Genomic DNA, 17091 nt, shown 5'->3' with positions numbered 1-17091 from the left:
GTGCACCACCCGCGCTTGATTGGTACCGCCGCCTGAGGTCTACGGCCATCGATCAATAGAAGCGGTAGGCAGGGTCGGGGCAGACTTCCCGCAGCCGCTTGTACTCCGCCTGCTTCAGACTCGCCGGCAATTCAGAGTACGGCATCCATAGTTCGCCTGTCTGATTCTGCTCGATGTATTTCTCTACCGACGGAGGCTCGCTGATGGGATAGCCCTGCGCCATCAGGCACTTGCGGGTTTCGAGTTCGAACACGTACCGCTCGCGCATGTCGTCCTCTGTCGTCTCCGGCATCGGATACTTCAGTTGGGCCTTCGCATCGCAGTCCTCGAGGTCAGCCTGATACTGCTCGCGTTGCTCAGGCGGGACTGTGCCGCCAAACGATCCATCCTCATCGAGAACTAGATCCACCCACCCGTTGTCGACCATGCAGTCGTAAGTGATCGGCCCAACCAGCTGGCCGTAGGTTTTCCCCTCAATGAGCCCATCCTCGCCGACATCATCGAGATAGCTGAAGTCGGGTGTCGCGGGGGCGGCGGGCGTGTGAGTACGAGCCGGCTCAACGGACGCCGTTTCAACGCAGGCTGCGAGGGGAATCGCGCTGCAAAGCACTACCGCAAGCAATGCAACACGACCCCCCAAGGTGTCTCCTACGCGCACGTAGCCCCCGCAGCCGAAAGGGTCGGAGCCGAAACGCCCCATTCACCACCGTGAACGTTTGAGTACCAGTGGTGCGTCGTCGACGTGCTGAAGGTCTCGTAGTCGCTCCACCCGGCGACCCACACGGACGTGGTCCCCTTCGAGACCGTCGTGATCTTCACGATGTAGTTGACACTGCACGACCGAAACCCGGTTTGCGTGACCGCCGACGCAGGCGCTGCCACAGCACCCACCGCGAAGATGGCTGCCATCGGCAACGCGAGCAACACCCGCATCTTCAGCTTCATGTTTCCCTCGGCCGTCAATCTGCCGCGCACGTTCGCGGCATGCTACCCCCAGACACCGGAGTCGGTGCCAGGCAGCATCGAGCATTCTGCCTGGAGCTCGTCGAACGCTCGCGCACCAGCCGGTGTGCCGGTGTCTGTGACATCGGCATACGGATCCCAGGTCATCTGGTAGTAGTCCTCCACGAATTTCCCGCGCGACGGGAGTTCGGCCATCGTCTGGTCGTGCTTGTCGAAGCAGGCCCGCAGTTCGACATCGTAGAAGTCGTACAGGCGTTCCCGCTGCGTCTTATCGAGGGGACGCAGGTACTTCGGATCCGTGGGATAGCTCGCTTCACAGACATAGGCGTCGAGTGCGTAGGCGGTCTCCTGCCCGCTTGGCATCGGATCGTCGCTCCCATATCCCCCCGCGCTCGCCCTGACGTTCCAGCCACCCCGCTCATTCATGCATGCGGCTATGGCCTCGGCCCCTTCAATGAGATCGGTATAGCGAATCACCTCGACATCCGGTCGCTGATCATCCGGGAGCGTAGTCTGCTCCCACGCTCGATCGATTTCAGCATGGACGAGCGCCTCATCGCTCACCGGTGGAGGCGTCTCGGGTGCTACGGATGGGTCGTCGATTGGTCCCGCAATCGAAGCGCAGCCACCCAATGCCACGGTCAACAACAACAAGGCGCTCACGGTCGCTACTCGGCGACCGCTTCCTCGAGTTTGAGGTTTCATGACTCCCATACTTGGTCCAGAGTCGCGCTTCGAGCGGGAATCTAGGTCAACCGAGCGGGATCGAGAGTCAGTAGGGCGTCGCTTACTCCCAGACATCCGAGTCCGCCGGCGCGATCATCGAGCACTCTCTCTGCAGCCGATCGAAATCACGGGCACCCTGCGGAGTATCGGTCCCAGTCACATCCGCGTACGCGTCCCACGTCATCCGGTAGTAGTCCTCGACGAACTTTCCACGAGACGGGAGCTCTGCCATCGTCTGCCCGTGCTCCTCGAAGCAGGCTCGCAGTGCCGTGTCGTAGTACGTGTAGAGGCGATCGCGCTGCGTTTCGTCGAACGGTCGAAGGTACTTCGGATCTGCCGGATAACTCGCTTGACACCGAAACCAGTCGAGCTGGTAGGCAGACTCTTGACCCTCTGGCATCCTGAATCCTGTAAACGTACCGTCATCCTCGTAGGTCGACCACCCGCCCTCGTCCATGCAAGCGGCCATCGTGCTCTCCCACTCGTGGATGGACACAAATCTCACGATCTCGACGTCCGGTCGTTGCTCGGCCGACAGCCCGGTCTGCGACCACGCGTCGTCGATGTACTGGCGCACCAACGCTTCGTCCGACATCGGTGTCGGCGTGTCCTGCATCTGTTGATCCCCGTCAGGCCCGCTGGCCTGCGGGGTACACCCGCTGAGGAGCAGCGCCACGGATGCAGCGATGCAGAGTCGATGGGCTTTGGGGAATCGGGTCATATCGCTACCTCGGCGACTGTGAGCTGTCGAAGTCGCTAGCTCGACGAGCAGTTGTTGCTGCCCCAGTTCGCGCTGGGGCCCGCGACGCTGGCGGCCTGCGTTGTAGCCGTCCAGAACGTCTTGTGGTTCGTGCGGACGCTCGAGCCGTTCAGGAACGCATATGTCTGCCAGGCGTTGTTGTGCTTGTGCCCGTGAGTGATCGTGCCCGACCCACCGCTGTGCGTGTACACGTACCCGGACCCACTGCCGATGCAGTTCTTCGAACCATAGATCCACTCGCCCGCGAAGGCCGGCAGTGCGGAGCCCATGACCAGTGCGACTGCGCTGACCATTCCCGCCCCCGCGAGGGCGAGCTTTCGTTTCGCGCTCATTCTCACCACTCCATTCTCAGCCGCACCCTTGCGGCCGGATCGGTACCCGCACTTGTAGTGAGTGCAGGTTGCGACCAACGTAGCCAGCTACCAATCCGGGCGCAAGGTATTTTACTTCGCAGAGGCGCAATGCTCCTCAGGGGATAACAATCGGGTCAAGCGGTATGCTCTCAACCCCAAGTCGTCGTACTATCACCCACAACGGAGTCGCCCCACGGCGAAGCAAGCTGCCAAACAGATCAGCAACGAAGCGAAGGTGCCAGGTTGTCCAGTGCAAGCGCCACGAGGCCGAGTACCGCGCCCGATGCTGGAGACGAGGCGCCCAAGCCGCTCGCTCTCGAGACTCCTATCGCGCCTCAGGCTCATACACGCCGCTGGCCCAAGCTCCTCGTCGGCGGCATCGCGGTGCTCGCGATCGGGGCGGCCGTCGGGTGGGCGGCATCCGCGGTGTTCGCCCCGCCCGATGACGTGCTCGCGGCGACCCCGTACACGTACGCAGAACTCGTCGTCGGCGAGGTCGGTTCGTCGGTCTCGCTGAATACGGTCGCGAAGTGGCCGCAGGTGCCCGCCGGCACGAACCAGGCGATCGGCACGGTGACCTCGGTGTCGGTGAAACCCGGCGACGAGGTGGAGGCCGGCGACGTGCTGTACTCGGTCGACCTCCGCCCGGTCGTCGTCGCCGAGGGCGCCACGCCCGCGTTCCGTGCAGTGGCGCGTGGCACCGAGGGCGCCGACGTGAAGCAGCTGCAGCTGATGCTCACCGAACTCGGCTTCTACTCGGGTGTCTCCGACGGCGAGTTCGGCGGGGCGACCGAGCAGGCGGTGCGTGACTGGCAGCGTTCCCTCGGCATCGACGACGACGGCATCGTGCAGGCGGGCGACCTCGTGTTCGTGCCCGCGCTGCCCGGCCGGGTGTCACTCGACCGTGAGATCGTCTACCGCGGCGCGACGCTCGCCGGCGGCGAGGCTGCCGTCTCCGGGCTCGCCGAAGCGCCGGTATTCACGATTCCGGTGACGGCACAACAGGCGGCCGCCATGCCCGCGGGCACCCCGGTCGAACTCGGCATCGAGGACGCGTCGTGGACCGCGGTCGTCGCCGGCCAAGAGCCCGACCCCGAATCGTCGGAGATCGTCGTCGTCACGCTCGAAGGCGCCGGCGGACCTGTCTGCGGCGACGAATGCGACCTCGTGCCGGTGACCGGCGAGAGCCTCCTGAACTCGCGCATCATCACCCAGGCCACCGTGTCGGGTGTCGTCGCACCGTCGGCCGCTCTGCTCTCGGCTGCCGACGGCACCGTCTCGGTGATCGACGACGAGGGCGTGACCCACGAGGTCACGGTGCTCGCGTCGGCGCAGGGCATGTCGGTGATCGAGGGCGCCGCGGCCGGGCTTCGGGTTCGGGTGCCGGCCGACGCCGGAGCCGCAGGTTGACCGCCATCCTCACGGCCGACGAGCTCTCGTTCCGCTACGACCCGCACACGCCCCTCGTCGAACGTTGGTCGGCCCGGTTCGATGCCGGCGAGGTCGTCGCCGTCACCGGCCCCTCGGGGCGCGGCAAATCGACTCTCCTCTACCTGCTCGGCCTCATGCTGAAACCACGCGGAGGCCAAGTACTCCTCGACGGCGCACCGGTACACTCGCTGAGCGATGCCCGACGGGCGGCATTACGCGCTGGTGACTTCGGGTTCGTCTTCCAGGACGCCGCGCTCGATCCATCACGAACCGTGCTCGACAACATCCTCGAGACGGTGATGTACCGCGGCGGCGACCGTTCGGGCGCAACTCGGCGGGCAGAAGAACTGATGGAGCAGTTCGGCGTCGGTCTGCGCCGTACAGCCAAGCCCGGCCAGGTGTCGGGCGGGCAGGCCCAGCGCATCGCAATCTGCCGAGCGCTGCTCGGCCGACCGCGGGTGCTGCTCGCCGACGAGCCTACGGGCAACCTCGACCCCGCCTCGTCCGACATCGTCGTCGGCGCCCTGCACGAACACGCCCGCGAGGGCGGCACCGCGATCGTCGTCACACACGACCCCGCGCTCGTCGCACGATGCGATCGGCGGATCGAACTGTGACCCGCCTCTGGGCGATCATCCGCGAAGCCGGTGCCTCGGCGCTCGCGGCACCGGTCGCCAGCATCCTTACGATCGTCATGATCGCCGGCATGTGTGCAGCCGTGCTGCTCACCTCCGGTCGCACGGTCGGCGCCGAACAGTCGGTGATCGCGTCGATCGATTCCGAGGGCACACGCTCGATCGTCGTCCGTGCCGAATCGGGCGCAGAGCTCGACGCAAGTGTGCTCGGTCGAATCGCCAACCTCGATGGGATCGAGTGGGCCGGCGCCTTCGGGCTTGCGACCGACGTTCAGAACGCGGCGTTCCACGGCGGGACCCGCGTGCCACTTCGACTCGCCTACGGCACCGACTGGGACGAGCTCGCCCTCCCCGAACCTCTGCCAGGAACAGGCGACGTCGCCTACGCCTCGACCGCGGCCGTCGACGACCTCGGACTCATCGACCGGTTGGGCCAAGTCGTCGCCCCCGGCGGCCACGGATACTCGGTCGTCGGCACCGCGACCGTGCCCGATCACCTGGCGTTCCTCGAGCCCGTGCTCATCGCACCACAACCCCCGACGTCAACAGGACCCGTGAGCGTGCTCGTTATCATCGCCGAACGCCCCGACCTCGTGGCCCCGGTGTCGCAGGCGGTGACGAGCGTGCTCGGCGTCGCCGACCCGAGCAAGGTCACGGTGCAAACGAGCGAAGACCTTGCGACGCTCCGCGCGCTCATCGAGGGTCAGCTCGGCACCTTCGGCCGTTCGCTGACCATCGGCATCCTCGCGCTCACGACTGTACTCGCCGCCGCGATCCTCTATGGCATCGTGATGCTGCGGCGAAAGGACTTCGGGCGCCGCCGTGCGCTCGGCGCGAGCCAGGCGCTCATCATCGGACTGCTGCTGACGCAGACGGCAATGCTGGCTGCCATCGGCGCCGCCGTGGGCGCGACCACCGCGCTCATAGCGCTCGCGGTCACTGGTGATCCCTCCCCCGGTTGGCCGTACACCCTCGGCGTCAGTGTCCTCGCCGTCGGCGTCGCCGTCGTCGCAGCCGTGCTACCGGCGCTCGCCGCCGCGCGCCGCGAACCGATCACTGAACTGCGGGTGCCGTGACGCGACCCAGCGGAACGATCGCCGGCTCGTCGAACGCAAAGCTGACCGATCGAACAACGACGTCGGGGTCGTCGCGGCTACGCGCCGGTTGAATTCCTCAGAGGTCGCGCGGATAGGTCAGGGTCGGCGGTGCGGGCGGCCGTCCCATCTGTGTCTTGCCGCCTCACCCCTTCACCGCGCCGCCGAGCAGGCCCGCAACGAACTGCCGCTGGAAGACCAGGAACAGCAGCATGAGCGGCAGCGTCGCCAGGAGCGACCCGAGCATCAGCCCGGAGTAGTCCACCCGCGACATCCCGATCATCGTGTTCAGCGCGACCGGCACGGTGTACTTGTCCTCGGTGTTGAGCATCAGCAACGGCCAGATGAACGAGTTCCACTGGCTGATGAAGGTGTAGATCACGAGCGCCGCGATCTGCGGGCGCGCGATCGGCAGCACGATGCGGTAGAACGTTCGCAGTTCGCCGGCGCCATCGATGCGGGCGGCCTCGATGAGCGTCACCGGGAAGTCGAGGAAGCCCTGCCGCATGAGGAAGATGCCGAACGCATTCGCCAGGAACGGAAGGATGACGGCCTGGTAGCTGTCGATCCAGCCTGCGCTCGCCATCATCTGGAAGAGCGGCACGAGGAGCACCTGCATCGGGATCATCATCGTCACGAGCACGACGGCGAGCAAGACGCCTCGACCGCGGAAACGATACGTGGCGAGCCCGTACCCCGCCATGATGCTCACGATCGACGAGAACACGGTGTAGATCACGGCGATCGCGAGGCTGTTGAGCATGACCTGGCTGAAGTTCACCGATTCCTGCAGGCGCGCGAGGTTCGCCCACAGTTCCGCCCCCGGCAGCACCGGGAGCGGGGTGACGAACAGGTCGGACGTCTTGTGCGTCGACGCGATCACCATCCAGGCGAACGGAAGCATCGCGAGCACGCTCGCCGCCAGGAGCGCCAGGTACACCGGGGCGCGCATCACAAGACTGGCGAACGCCGAACGCCGCCGGGCCGGGCTGCCGGAATCGCGCGGATCGGCCGCGCTCGGGTCGACGGAGATCAGGGCGGAGGTCGCGGTCACGGCTTCTCCCTCATGAGTCGGAACTGGATGAACGCGATGACGGCGGTCAACACGACGAGGAGCCAGGCGATCGCCGAGGCGTAGCCGAAGTCGAACTGCCGGAACCCGACCTTGTACAGGTAGAGCACCGGCGTGAGGGTGGCATCATTCGGGCCGCCCTCGGTGAGGATCCAGTTCTCGTCGAAGAGCTGCAACGCACCGATCGTCGACGTGACGGTGGTGAAGATCAGCACCGGGCGCAGCTGCGGGATGACGATCTTCGTGAAGATCTGCCAGCGGCCCGCGCCATCGATGCGCGCCGCCTCGTACAGCTCGCCGGGGATCGACTGAAGCCCGGCCAGGATGATGACCATGTTGTAGCCGGTCCAGCGCCACGTGATCGCGGCGATGAGAGCAACGCGGGCCCACCATTCATTGTTGAGCCAATCGATGGGCGCCGCGCCGAACAGCGCGAGGAGCTGGTTCACCGCCCCGCCGTCGGTCGAGAGCATCACCCGGAACACGACCGCGTATGCGACGAGGGTGGTGACAGCTGGCAGGAAGGTCAGTAGTCGGAACCCCGACCGGAAGCGGAGCCACGACTGGTTGAGCAGGTACGCAAGCCCGACCGCGAGGGCGATCATCAGCGGCACCTGCACGACGAGGATGACGCCGGCATTGAACAGGCTCTTGCCGATCAGCGGATCCTCGAAGAGCCGGGCGTACTGGTCGAAGCCGACCCAGGTGGAGGTCCCGGCCGACGTGGCGAAGAAGCTCTGCCACAGCGAGGTGACGAGCGGGTACGCGAAGAACAGGACGAGGAGTACGGCGGCCGGGAGCGCGAACCACGCCCCCGGACGCTGGAGCCTCCGCCCCAGCGTCCGGGAGCGAGCGGGCGCGGAAGGCGGGCCCGTCGGCCTCGTTCCGCGCGCCGTCGTCGTACCCTGCTCGCGCTCGCGCGAGGTCGTGGACATGACTACTCGGCGATCTCGCGATCGGTCGCCGTGGCGATCTGCGCGGCCGCATCGTCGAGGACCTGCTGCGGGTCGGCACCGTTCAGTACCGCCGCGACGACTGCGTTGGCGACGATATCGCTCGCTTCGGCGTTGTCAGTGGTGAACGTGATCGGCGGGATGTTGGCGGTCTGTTCTGCGAACAGCTGGTAGACGGGCTGTCCACCGAAGTAGTCCTGCGGCTCGGTGAAGTACTCGTTCTGCAGCGCAGGCAGGTACGAGGGGAAGAGGCCCTCGTTCACCATCATCGACGCCTGGCTGTCTGCATCGGCGAGCGCGAACGCGACGAAGGCCGCCGCGAGGTCCGGGTTCTTCGCCTGAGCCGGCACCGCGAGCCCCGAACCCCCGCTGTTCGAGGTGCGAGCACCGCCCTCATCGAACGCGGGAAGCTCCGTCACCCTGTAGGAGCCCGCGAGTTCGGGTGCATCGCCGAGGAGCGTGCCGATCCACCACACGGCCTCGGGGGTGACCGCGGAGTCGCCGTCCTTCGCCGACGTGACCCGGCCGTCCCAGCCCTTGACGTTCTTCAGCAGTCCCTTCTCGTTCAAGGTCTTGAGCAGCGTGAGCGCCTCGACCGCTTCGGGTGAGTTGACGGTGATGCGTCCGTCCTCATCGAACAGCCCCTGCCCCTGCTGCTGAAGCAGCATCTGGAAGCCGCCGCCGGTGGCGACGTCGAGCGAGAGCAATGTGCGTCCGGTCTTCGCCTGGATCTGCTCGCCGGCCGCGACCAGGTCGTCCCAGGTCTCGATGGAGGCGGGGTCGACGCCGGCCTCGTCGAAGTAGTCGGTTCGATAGAACAACCCGACCGTGCCCGAGTCCCACGGTGCGATCTTCAGCGCACCGTCAGCGTCGGACTGCGCGGCCCACTTGAACGGGTCGAAGTCGGCCTCGTCGTCACCGAGAACCGGGGTGAGATCGACCAGGCCGGTGGGGAACTCGTTGATGTAGCCGGGGGCGCGGTCGGTCTCGATCGTGACGACGTCGGGCAGCCCGCTCCCGGCCTGGAGGCCGACGGACAGCTTGTCGTACGCGTTGTCGTACCCGACGTCGACGACGTTCACCGTCGTTCCCGGGTGTTCGGCCTCGAACTCGTCGCCGAGCCGGTCGAGGGCGGTCGCCGCGACATCCCACGACCAGACGGTGATCTCGCCGGCGGGTGCGGCGTCCGAGTCCAGCGCGACGGTCGCCGGGGCGCCGGTGCCGCCCATCGCGCAGCCCGAGAGCAGGGCGATCGCGGCGACGGGCACGAGCAGGGCAGGGCGTTTCATATGACTCCTTCGTCGGGATCGGTGCCGCGGTGGATGGCGCGGCCGGGATGCGGTCGCGCTCAGCCCTCAGCCGAGAGCGCCACCGCGAGGTCGATGAACAGGGCGGCCGACCAGCCGAACGCGGTCGTCGCGGTGCGTGCGCGCTCGCCCGTGGTGGGGTCGAAATACTCGTGCGGGCCGCCGCCGTGCACCACGAGATCGACGGTGCGCTCGGCGAGCCGCCTGGCTCGCTCGGGGTGGCCGGACCGGGCCAGCCCCTCGGCGACGAGCGTGTTCGTGTTGACCCAGACGGGCCCGCGCCACATGCGCTGCGGCGAGTGGTCGGGGTCGCCGACGGCGACCGTCGGGATCGGCCACGGCGTTGCGAATCGCTCGGGGTCCTCGATGGCCGCGACCAGCCGGTCGACGATCCCACTCGGCAGTGCTCCGGTGAGCAGCGGCATGAGGCCGACGACGGTGTCGCTCGCGACGGGGCGGCCCGCCGCGAGCGACCGGAACGCCCCGCGATCGTCGTCCCACAGGGTGAGCAGCCGGTCGAGGGTCCGCGCAGCGCGCCCACGGTGAGCGGATGCCGCCGCCTCGGCACCCTCGACCCCGAGCTGTTCGACGAGCTCGGCGAGCTCCAGATCCTGGCGGACGAGGTACGCCGCGAGGTCGGGCGTCGTCGTCGGCAGCGGCCCGTCGAAGACGGGGCTGTCGTCGAGCCCGGAGGAGTACGGGTGCCCGTACTCGGGCAGCCCGTCGCCGTCGAGGTCGGAGTGCTCGAACCACCAGTCCTGCGACCGACGGAGCACGTCGAGGTGCCCGCGCGCCCAATCGTCGGCGGCTTCGACCTCGAGCACCTTCCGCAGCGCCCACGCCGTCAGCGGCGGCTTGGTGAGCGGCACGGGCACGTCGGGGTCGGCGACGGCCGACCCGGCGCGGCGGAGGTTGTCGCGGTCCGAGACGGGCAGGTCGTCGCTCGAGGCGAGCACCCCGTGCTCGTGCACGACGTCGGGCAGCTGCCCGTCGGGGGTCGGGAACCGCAGCGCGAGGTCGAGCTGCTCACGCGCGAGCTCGGGGTCGCCGTGGCGCAGGCCCACGGCGATGAAGTAGGCGTCCCACTGCCAGAGGCCGACGTAGCCGATCTTCGACGGGACGACCGCGCGCGCATCGCCGAGCTGCGGCAGTTCGACGATGTTCCCGCCGAGCACCCACCAGCAGAACGCCGCCATGCCGGCGAGGTCTTCCCGCACGACCGGGCACTTCGCGAACCAGTCGAGCCAGGTCCGCCGGGTCGCGTCGAGGTGTGCGGAGTGGTCGCCGGACGGCGCGAGGTCGACCGTGCGGTCGGCTGCCACCGAGACGAGAACGGATGCCGCGTGCCGCCCGCCGAGCGGCAGCGACTGCCTCGCCTCCCCCGGCCGGGCGACCCAGTCGACGGCGAGCTGCGTCGACGCGTCGCCGTCCGGCGCGCCGATGCTGAGCGCCGACATCCCGGCGAACGTGATCGTCGCCGCACCGTCGCCGAGCTCGATCGCATGCGGCAGCACCCGCGTGACGGGGAGCGGGGCACCCGCTGCATCGCGCACGAGGAGCGTGTCGAGCACGACGCACTCCTCGAGCCCCCGCTCGTACTCCGACGTGTGCACGCGCAGGCGATCGCCGTCGCGGAACACCAGGATGCGCGAGCGCGGCAGCGTGAACGGGGCCCGGATCAGGTCGAGGTGCTCGCCTGCGCGTGCCGCGGCGGCCGCGGCATCCGCTCGCCCCACCACCGCGCGCTCCCGCGCGCCGATCGCGCTCATCGGCCACCCAGCCCGGACGCGGCCATGCTGTTCAGGATCCGGCGCTGCCCGATCACGAACACGATGAGCATCGGGATCGTCGAGATCGCCGACGCGGCCATCACGAGCCCGTAGTTGATCGAGCCGAACTGGCCCTGGAACGAGGTCAGCAGGAGCGGCACGGTGAACAGGTCGGGCGTATTCAGCAGCACGAGGGGGAACAGGAACGCGTTCCACACGCTGAGCGCGGTGATGATGCTGAGCGCTGCGAGTCCGGGCTTGAGGTTCGGCAGCACGACGCTCCAGAAGATCCGCCACCGCCCGGCGCCGTCCACGAGCGCCGCCTCCTCGAGCTCCTTCGGCAGCGACAGCACGAACTGGCGCATGAGGAACACGGCGAAGGGGTTCGCCATCATGCCCGGCACGATGAGCGCGAGGTGCGAGTCGACCCAGCCGAGCTGCGTCATGAGCAGGTAGAACGGGATGAGCGTGACCTGCGCGGGGATCATCTGCGTCGCGAGGAATACGATGAACAGCGTCTTCGCGCCGCGGAACCGGATGCGGGCGAACGCGTACCCGGCCATCGAGGCCGTGATGAGCGTGCCGACCACGACGAGTGCGGCGATGTAGATGCTGTTGACGTAGGCCTGGCCGAACGGCACCGCGTTCCACGCCTCGGCGTAGTTCTCGAACGTCCACGGCGAGGGCACGAAGGCCAGCGGGTCCTGCAGGAGCTGCGGCAGCGTCTTGAACGAGGTCAGCAGCATCCACACGAACGGGAACACCATCGAGATGCCGCCGAGGATGAGCAGCGCGTGCAGCACGACCTTGGTCGCTCGGCGCCGGCCCGCGCCGGTCCGCTGCGCCGACGGGCGGTGCCCGGGCGCGCTGAGCGCGACCGTCGAGTCGGTCGGCGGGTCCTGCGTGCCGTCGATCAGTCGGGGGTTCGCGATCGTCATGATGCGCCGTCCTCGTAGTGCACGAAGCGCTTCTGTGCGCCGAACTGGATGGCCGTGATGATGAGCGTGAGGATGAGCAGGATGATGCTCGCGGCGCTCGACGGGCCGAACTCGAACCGGCCGAAGCCGAGATCGTAGATGTGGTACACGATCGTGCGGGTCGCGTTGTCGGGCCCGGCGTTGGAGACGAGCACGTAGACGATGTCGAAGGTCTGCAACGACGAGATGAACGCGACGACCGACGAGAAGAACACGATCGGCGAGAGCAGGGGCAAGCGGATGGCGGTGAACAGCCGCCACGCGCCGGCGCCGTCGATGCGCGCCGCCTCGATGACCGACGGCGGGATGTTCTGGAGGCCCGCGAGGAAGATCACGACGTTGAGGCCCAGCGAGGCCCAGATCGCGACGATGCACACCGCGAGGAGGGCGAGCTTCGGGTCCTGCAGCCAGTCGGGCGGGGCGATGCCGAACACGTTGGCGATCGTCGTGGAGAGCACCCCGTCGGCGCGGAACATCTGCTGCCAGATCATCGCGACCGCGACCGTCGAGGTCATGACGGGCGCGAAGAACAGGATCAGGTAGAGCGTGCGCGTCTTGAGCCGCTCGAGTGCGACGGCGATCACGACCGCGAGGCCGAGCCCGATCGGCACCGTGACGGCCGCGATGATGAGGGTGTTCAGGACGGATCGCCACAGCAGCTCGTCCTGGAGCTGCGCCGAGAAGTTGGCCAGGCCGACCCAGCTCAGCTCGCCGAGCCCGTCCCAGCTCGCGAACGCGAGCACGAGGCTCGCCGCGAAGGGCAGCACGACGAACAGGCCCATGCCGAACAGCTGCGGCCCGACGAAGACGTACCCCCAGCGTCGGTCGCGGCGCCGCCAGGCGGACTCGCGCCGCGGGGTGTGAGCGGGGGCGGATGCCGCAGGCTGAGCCTGCGGCATCCGCTCACCGGTGGCGAGGTCGCTCACGTCAGCTGCCCGACTTCTCCGCGACGAGGGCTGCGATCGCGTCGAGCGTGCCCTGGGCGTCGGCCTTGCCCTCGTACAGCTTGAGGAACAGCTCGCTGACGTCGGTCGAGAGGCTCGGGATGCGGGCCTCGGCGGCGTAGTCCTCGAAGCCGATGTCGCGCATGTGGAGGAAGGTCTCGGCGTGGGCGGGGTAGCCGCCCTCGAGCACGACCTCGTCGGCGCCCTTGATCGAGGGGACCGCGTTGCCGCCGCCCTCGAGGCGGAAGGTCTGGCCCTCGGCCGAGAGGAACTCGGTCCAGAAGGTGAACGCGGCGTCGGTCGCGTCGGTGTCGCCGTTGATCGCGAGGTACGAGGTCGCGACGCCGGTCGGCGCCTCCTGCCCGTCGGGCGTGGGCCAGCGGACGATGTCGTAGCTCTCGGCCTCGCCCGCGGACTCGACGGTGCCGATCGTGTAGCGGCCCTGCACGAAGAAGCCCGCCTTGTGGGTCACGAAGAGGCTGTCGGCGCCGGCGCCATCGGGGAGGGTGTCGGCGACGACGAACGTGCCGTCCTGGAAGAGCCCGCCGAGCTCGTCGACCGCCGCGACCGCCTCGGGGTCGGTGTTCGCGACGAATGCGCCCGAGTCGTCGTACGGTGCCGCGACGCCCTGCGACGACAGCCAGCTCCAGTGGGTGGCCCAGTAGTTCCAGAACATCGAACCGGTCAGGCCGGCGTCCTTGAGCTTCTCGTTCATCTCGAGGTACGCCTCGGTCGTCCATTCGCCGTTCTCGGCGAGCTCGGCCGGGTCGTCGGTGATTCCGGCCGCCTCGAGCGCCTGCTTGTCGTACCAGAGCACGTCGGGGTTCGAGTCGTTCGGGGCGGCGTAGTACTCGCCGTCCTTCTCGGCGGCGCCGAACAGGCCCGGGAAGAAGTCCTCGGGCTTGGTCTTGGACGCGTCGGACTCCATGAGGTCGGTCAGCGGCATGAGCCTGCCCGAGTCGACGAACTGGCCGATCTGGTCGTCACCGAGGTAGAAGACGTCGGGCGCGGTGTTGCTCGTGAGCTGCGCGAGCAGCTTGGAGTGGTAGTCGCCGTAGCCGGCCACGGGCTGCAGCTTCACGGTGATGTCGGGGTGGCGCTCCATGAAGTCCTCGTTGAACTCCTTGTAGCGGGTCAGCTCCTCCGCCGTGCCCCACGTCGACCAGACGACGGTGTTCTCGTCGTCTGCCCCTCCACCACCGCTGCATGCGGCGAGTCCGACCGTCATCGCGCCGACCGCTCCGATCGCGAGCAGACGTCTCGTCATTGAGTTCGCACGGCGCATCGCGCCCACCTCTTCCGTCATCGGGTATCGCCGGCCCATTCCGGCACTCAGTATTTTGTATACAGAATGCGCCAGCGGTCAAGTCTCGATTCGGCAACGGCGCACCGGATCGCGTCGCACCCGCCGTTCGCGCATGCCCCCGATCCGGGTTAGCCTGACGTGACCCGCGGCGCGAACGGCTTCGCGGCCCGGCGGTTCCCTTCGACGTGGATGAGGTACTCGGATGGCGGCAACGACCCGCGCCTACGGTGTGGCGGCAGTTCTCCTGATCGCACTCGGCATGACCGCGTGCACGACCGGGAGCGACTCCCCCGAGTCCTCGAGCCCGGTCGTCCAGCTCGGAGCACCCGGAGAGGAGAACCGCACCCTCTCACCCGAGGAGGCCGCGGAGATCGAGCCGCCGGAGCACATCCAGGCCGACATCACCTTCATGCAGATGATGATCGAGCACCACGACCAGGCCGTGACGATGACCGGATGGGTCGACGAGCGGACCACGGACCGGGATCTGCGGCTCTTCGCCGAACGCATGCGGTTGAGCCAGGACTCCGAGATCGAGTTCATGGCCGAGTGGCTGCAGGACCGCGGCACGCCGCTCCGCGGCGACCACGCGGCGCACACGGCCGAGACCATGCCGGGCATGCTCACCGCCGAGCAGCTCGAGCAACTCGAAGCCGCCGAGGGCGAGGACTTCGAACGCCTGTTCCTCCAGTTCATGATCCAGCACCACAACGGCGCACTCGAGATGGTCGAGGACCTCCGCGCGGCGGGCGGCGGGATGGAGATCATGATCAGCCGGTTCGCGAACGACGTCGCGGGCGATCAGAGCATCGAGATCGCGCGCATGCAGCAGATGCTCGCGGAGCTCGACTCGTAGGCCGGCTCCGCGCCTCGACATGACGATGCCCGGCGGTCCTCGGACCGCCGGGCATCGTCATGCGACGGTGGGGAGGCCCTTCGACCTCCCCACCGCTCGGATCAGCTGAAGGTCGCCTTCAGCGCCGAGAGTGCCTGCACGACGTCCGAGTCGGACGAAGCGCCCGACTTCTTGATCGCGTTGTCGAGCTGTGCCACCACGGCACGGTCGCTCGAACCGTCGGCCTCGAGCGCCGCGGCCTCGGCGAGGTGCTTGCGCACCTGCGTGAGCGCCTTGCCCGAGAGGTCGCCGGCCCGCTCGGCCTGGTCGACGTACGACCCGGCCACGGCGAAGCTCGGCGCGTTCACGAGCATCGCCTGCGTCTGCGCGTTGAACTCGTCGAGCTGGACCTCGCCCGCAGCGGCGATCTCGTTGGCCGACAGCATGTCGCTCGCGGTGAGCGCCAGGCTGTCGAAGCCGCGTGCGATCTCACTGCCGATCACGTTGCCGTTGTACCAGTAGGTCGACCAGTAGCCACCCAGGACCAGCCCGGCCGGGTTGATCGGGCCGCGGTCGAGGTACGCGATCTCGACCGGGTTCGAGGTGTCGGTGAAGTCGAAGATCGACACACCGCCCTGGTACCAGGCCTGGACCATGATGTCGCGACCGGGGACCGGCACGATCGAACCGTTGTGGGCGACGCAGTTCTCGGCGGACGTCTGGACGGCCGGGAGCTTGTAGTAGCTCTTGAACTCCATCTTGCCGTCGACGATCTCGAAGAGCGCGTTGGCGCCCCACTCGGGCTGGTCGGTCACGCGGCAGCGTGCGGACGAGCCGCCGCCCCATTCGTCGGTGAAGATGACCTTCGAGCCGTCGTTGCTGAACGTGGCCGAGTGCCAGTACGAGAAGTTCGTGTCGGCGACCGCGTCGATGCGCACCGGGTTCACCGGGTCGCTGATGTCGACGAGGATGCCGTTGCCCTGGCAGGCCCCGGCGAGCAGCCCGATCTCGGGGAACGCCGTCACGTCATGGCACGTGTTGGTGTTCGGCGTCGGCGAGTAGGTCGTGCCGCTCGGGTGCTGCGCGCTGCCCGGGAGCGTGTTCTGCAGACCGTTGAACGCGCCCGTCCCGGCATCCGTGAAGATGCGGGGCTGGCTGACGATCGCCGCCGTCTCGGGTGCCGCGAGCGGCACCTTGATGACGTCGATGCGCCACTGCGTGGGGTTGCCCTCGGTGACCGGCGCCGTCGTCAGCGCCGCGTTCGAGCAACCGGCGAGCTCGAGGGGCGAGCGCACCGAGGAGGTGCCCGAGTTGTAGATGTACACGTTCTCGGTGTCATCCGGGTCGGTCACGATCGTGTGCGTGTGCGAGCCGCGACAGGTCTGCACGCCCGGCAGCTGCACCGGGTTCGAGATGTCGCTGATGTCGAAGATGCGCACGCCGCGGAACCGGTCGGGGTTCACGGCACCGCCGGCGCCCTGGGCGCCGCAGTCGATGCGGCCGCTCGTCTGCTCGACGGACATGAACAGCAGGTCGCCGTGGATCGACACGTCGCCCTGGCCGCCCGGGCACAGGAACGCCGTCTCCAGGGCCGGCGCCGCCGGGTCGGAGATGTCGTAGACCTGGAAGCCCGAGTAGCTGCCCATCACGGCCTTGTCGCCGGTGAAGGCGAGGTCGGAGTTGATGCTGAAGCCTTCGGGAGTGGGCAGGCTCTCGAGCAGTTCGACGCCGCTCGCGGCGATCTCGGCGTCGAACAAGCCGCCGCCGAGGCCTTCGCGCGGATCGTCGGCGGCGGATGCCGCGGCGGCCGTCACGAGCGACGTGCCGAGCACGAGCGCTCCTGCGGCGGCGAGGGCGCGTCTGCGCCATCTCACCGGGCGGGGGTCGGATCTCATCATTGGGTCCTCCGTCACTGAATGGTTTCATGCGCGATCGGCGCCCTCCGACGAGCGAGCCGCTCGACATC

Annotated in this window: 16 protein-coding genes; 4 read left to right on the top strand and 12 right to left on the bottom strand. The window is 68.0% G+C overall.

What is annotated here, in order from left to right:
* Positions 1-52: 52 nt before the first annotated feature.
* The 4 genes from DSM26151_RS00295 to DSM26151_RS00280 all read right to left on the bottom strand — a co-directional run bounded on the left by DSM26151_RS00295 (position 53) and on the right by DSM26151_RS00280 (position 2781).
* Positions 53-700: a hypothetical protein gene (locus DSM26151_RS00295; RefSeq protein ID WP_234660392.1), complete on the bottom strand. Its 648-nt coding sequence runs from the start codon at positions 698-700 to the stop codon at positions 53-55.
* Positions 701-987: 287 nt separating this feature from the next.
* Positions 988-1527 (bottom strand): hypothetical protein, encoded by a 540-nt coding sequence (locus DSM26151_RS00290; RefSeq protein WP_234660391.1) that lies wholly within the window; start codon positions 1525-1527, stop codon positions 988-990.
* 223 nt (positions 1528-1750) lie between these two features.
* Positions 1751-2305, bottom strand: a complete 555-nt coding sequence (locus DSM26151_RS00285) for a hypothetical protein (protein ID WP_234660390.1) — start codon at positions 2303-2305, stop codon at positions 1751-1753.
* A gap of 140 nt (positions 2306-2445) precedes the next feature.
* Positions 2446-2781 carry a hypothetical protein gene (locus DSM26151_RS00280; protein ID WP_234660389.1) on the bottom strand — a complete coding sequence of 112 codons (336 nt, stop codon included), beginning with the start codon at positions 2779-2781 and terminating at the stop codon, positions 2446-2448.
* A gap of 405 nt (positions 2782-3186) precedes the next feature.
* On the opposite strand from DSM26151_RS00280, the gene DSM26151_RS00275 reads away from it, so the two are divergent.
* The 3 genes from DSM26151_RS00275 to DSM26151_RS00265 are packed head-to-tail and all read left to right on the top strand — an operon-like array spanning position 3187 to position 5944.
* Positions 3187-4212, top strand: a complete 1026-nt coding sequence (locus DSM26151_RS00275; protein WP_234660388.1) for a peptidoglycan-binding protein — start codon at positions 3187-3189, stop codon at positions 4210-4212.
* Positions 4209-4850, top strand: a complete 642-nt coding sequence (locus DSM26151_RS00270; protein ID WP_234660387.1) for an ABC transporter ATP-binding protein — start codon at positions 4209-4211, stop codon at positions 4848-4850. The genes DSM26151_RS00275 and DSM26151_RS00270 overlap by 4 nt, the downstream gene beginning before the upstream one ends.
* Positions 4847-5944, top strand: a complete 1098-nt coding sequence (locus DSM26151_RS00265; protein WP_234660386.1) for an ABC transporter permease — start codon at positions 4847-4849, stop codon at positions 5942-5944. Before DSM26151_RS00270 ends, DSM26151_RS00265 begins: the two co-directional genes overlap by 4 nt.
* 163 nt (positions 5945-6107) lie before the next feature.
* Here the strand turns inward: DSM26151_RS00265 and DSM26151_RS00260 are convergent, their stop codons facing one another.
* Genes DSM26151_RS00260 through DSM26151_RS00230 form a run of 7 tightly spaced genes read right to left on the bottom strand, consistent with a single transcriptional unit; the run spans position 6108 to position 14290 of the window.
* Positions 6108-7016, bottom strand: coding sequence for a carbohydrate ABC transporter permease (locus DSM26151_RS00260; RefSeq protein ID WP_234660385.1), 909 nt, complete (start codon positions 7014-7016; stop codon positions 6108-6110).
* The gene (locus DSM26151_RS00255; protein ID WP_234660384.1) at positions 7013-7969 is read right to left on the bottom strand and encodes a carbohydrate ABC transporter permease; all 957 of its coding nucleotides are present in this window, start codon (positions 7967-7969) and stop codon (positions 7013-7015) included. Before DSM26151_RS00255 ends, DSM26151_RS00260 begins: the two co-directional genes overlap by 4 nt.
* A gap of 2 nt (positions 7970-7971) precedes the next feature.
* Positions 7972-9276 carry an ABC transporter substrate-binding protein gene (locus DSM26151_RS00250; RefSeq protein ID WP_234660383.1) on the bottom strand — a complete coding sequence of 435 codons (1305 nt, stop codon included), beginning with the start codon at positions 9274-9276 and terminating at the stop codon, positions 7972-7974.
* A 59-nt stretch (positions 9277-9335) separates the two neighbouring features.
* Positions 9336-11063 (bottom strand): amylo-alpha-1,6-glucosidase, encoded by a 1728-nt coding sequence (locus DSM26151_RS00245; protein ID WP_234660382.1) that lies wholly within the window; start codon positions 11061-11063, stop codon positions 9336-9338.
* Positions 11060-12001 carry a carbohydrate ABC transporter permease gene (locus DSM26151_RS00240; RefSeq protein WP_234660381.1) on the bottom strand — a complete coding sequence of 314 codons (942 nt, stop codon included), beginning with the start codon at positions 11999-12001 and terminating at the stop codon, positions 11060-11062. The genes DSM26151_RS00245 and DSM26151_RS00240 overlap by 4 nt, the downstream gene beginning before the upstream one ends.
* Positions 11998-12966, bottom strand: a complete 969-nt coding sequence (locus tag DSM26151_RS00235; RefSeq protein ID WP_234660380.1) for a carbohydrate ABC transporter permease — start codon at positions 12964-12966, stop codon at positions 11998-12000. Before DSM26151_RS00235 ends, DSM26151_RS00240 begins: the two co-directional genes overlap by 4 nt.
* Before the next feature lies 1 nt (position 12967).
* Positions 12968-14290, bottom strand: a complete 1323-nt coding sequence (locus DSM26151_RS00230; RefSeq protein ID WP_234660379.1) for an ABC transporter substrate-binding protein — start codon at positions 14288-14290, stop codon at positions 12968-12970.
* A gap of 202 nt (positions 14291-14492) precedes the next feature.
* Here DSM26151_RS00230 and DSM26151_RS00225 point away from each other — a divergent pair, with 202 nt between their 5' ends.
* Positions 14493-15146, top strand: a complete 654-nt coding sequence (locus DSM26151_RS00225; protein ID WP_234660378.1) for a DUF305 domain-containing protein — start codon at positions 14493-14495, stop codon at positions 15144-15146.
* A 101-nt stretch (positions 15147-15247) separates the two neighbouring features.
* Here DSM26151_RS00225 and DSM26151_RS00220 read toward each other — a convergent pair whose 3' ends face one another.
* On the bottom strand, positions 15248-17020 hold the full coding sequence (locus tag DSM26151_RS00220) for an LVIVD repeat-containing protein (protein WP_234660377.1): 1773 nt from the start codon (positions 17018-17020) through the stop codon (positions 15248-15250).
* Between the last annotated feature and the right edge of the window lie 71 nt (positions 17021-17091).

Origin of the sequence: Agromyces marinus (assembly GCF_021442325.1) — a bacterium.
GTDB lineage: Bacteria > Actinomycetota > Actinomycetes > Actinomycetales > Microbacteriaceae > Agromyces > Agromyces marinus.
This window is presented reverse-complemented; position numbering and strand designations above follow the sequence as displayed.

What these genes read in the sequence shown, in the direction of transcription:
- DSM26151_RS00245 (WP_234660382.1), bottom strand. Translation starts at nt 11,063, where the DNA reads ATGAGCGCGATCGGCGCGCGGGAGCGCGCGGTGGTGGGGCGAGCGGAT.
- DSM26151_RS00255 (WP_234660384.1), bottom strand. Translation starts at nt 7,969, where the DNA reads ATGTCCACGACCTCGCGCGAGCGCGAGCAGGGTACGACGACGGCGCGC.
- DSM26151_RS00285 (WP_234660390.1), bottom strand. Translation starts at nt 2,305, where the DNA reads ATGCAGGACACGCCGACACCGATGTCGGACGAAGCGTTGGTGCGCCAG.
- DSM26151_RS00220 (WP_234660377.1), bottom strand. Translation starts at nt 17,020, where the DNA reads ATGAGATCCGACCCCCGCCCGGTGAGATGGCGCAGACGCGCCCTCGCC.
- DSM26151_RS00250 (WP_234660383.1), bottom strand. Translation starts at nt 9,276, where the DNA reads ATGAAACGCCCTGCCCTGCTCGTGCCCGTCGCCGCGATCGCCCTGCTC.
- DSM26151_RS00280 (WP_234660389.1), bottom strand. Translation starts at nt 2,781, where the DNA reads ATGAGCGCGAAACGAAAGCTCGCCCTCGCGGGGGCGGGAATGGTCAGC.
- DSM26151_RS00295 (WP_234660392.1), bottom strand. Translation starts at nt 700, where the DNA reads ATGGGGCGTTTCGGCTCCGACCCTTTCGGCTGCGGGGGCTACGTGCGC.
- DSM26151_RS00230 (WP_234660379.1), bottom strand. Translation starts at nt 14,290, where the DNA reads ATGACGGAAGAGGTGGGCGCGATGCGCCGTGCGAACTCAATGACGAGA.
- DSM26151_RS00225 (WP_234660378.1), top strand. Translation starts at nt 14,493, where the DNA reads ATGGCGGCAACGACCCGCGCCTACGGTGTGGCGGCAGTTCTCCTGATC.
- DSM26151_RS00240 (WP_234660381.1), bottom strand. Translation starts at nt 12,001, where the DNA reads ATGACGATCGCGAACCCCCGACTGATCGACGGCACGCAGGACCCGCCG.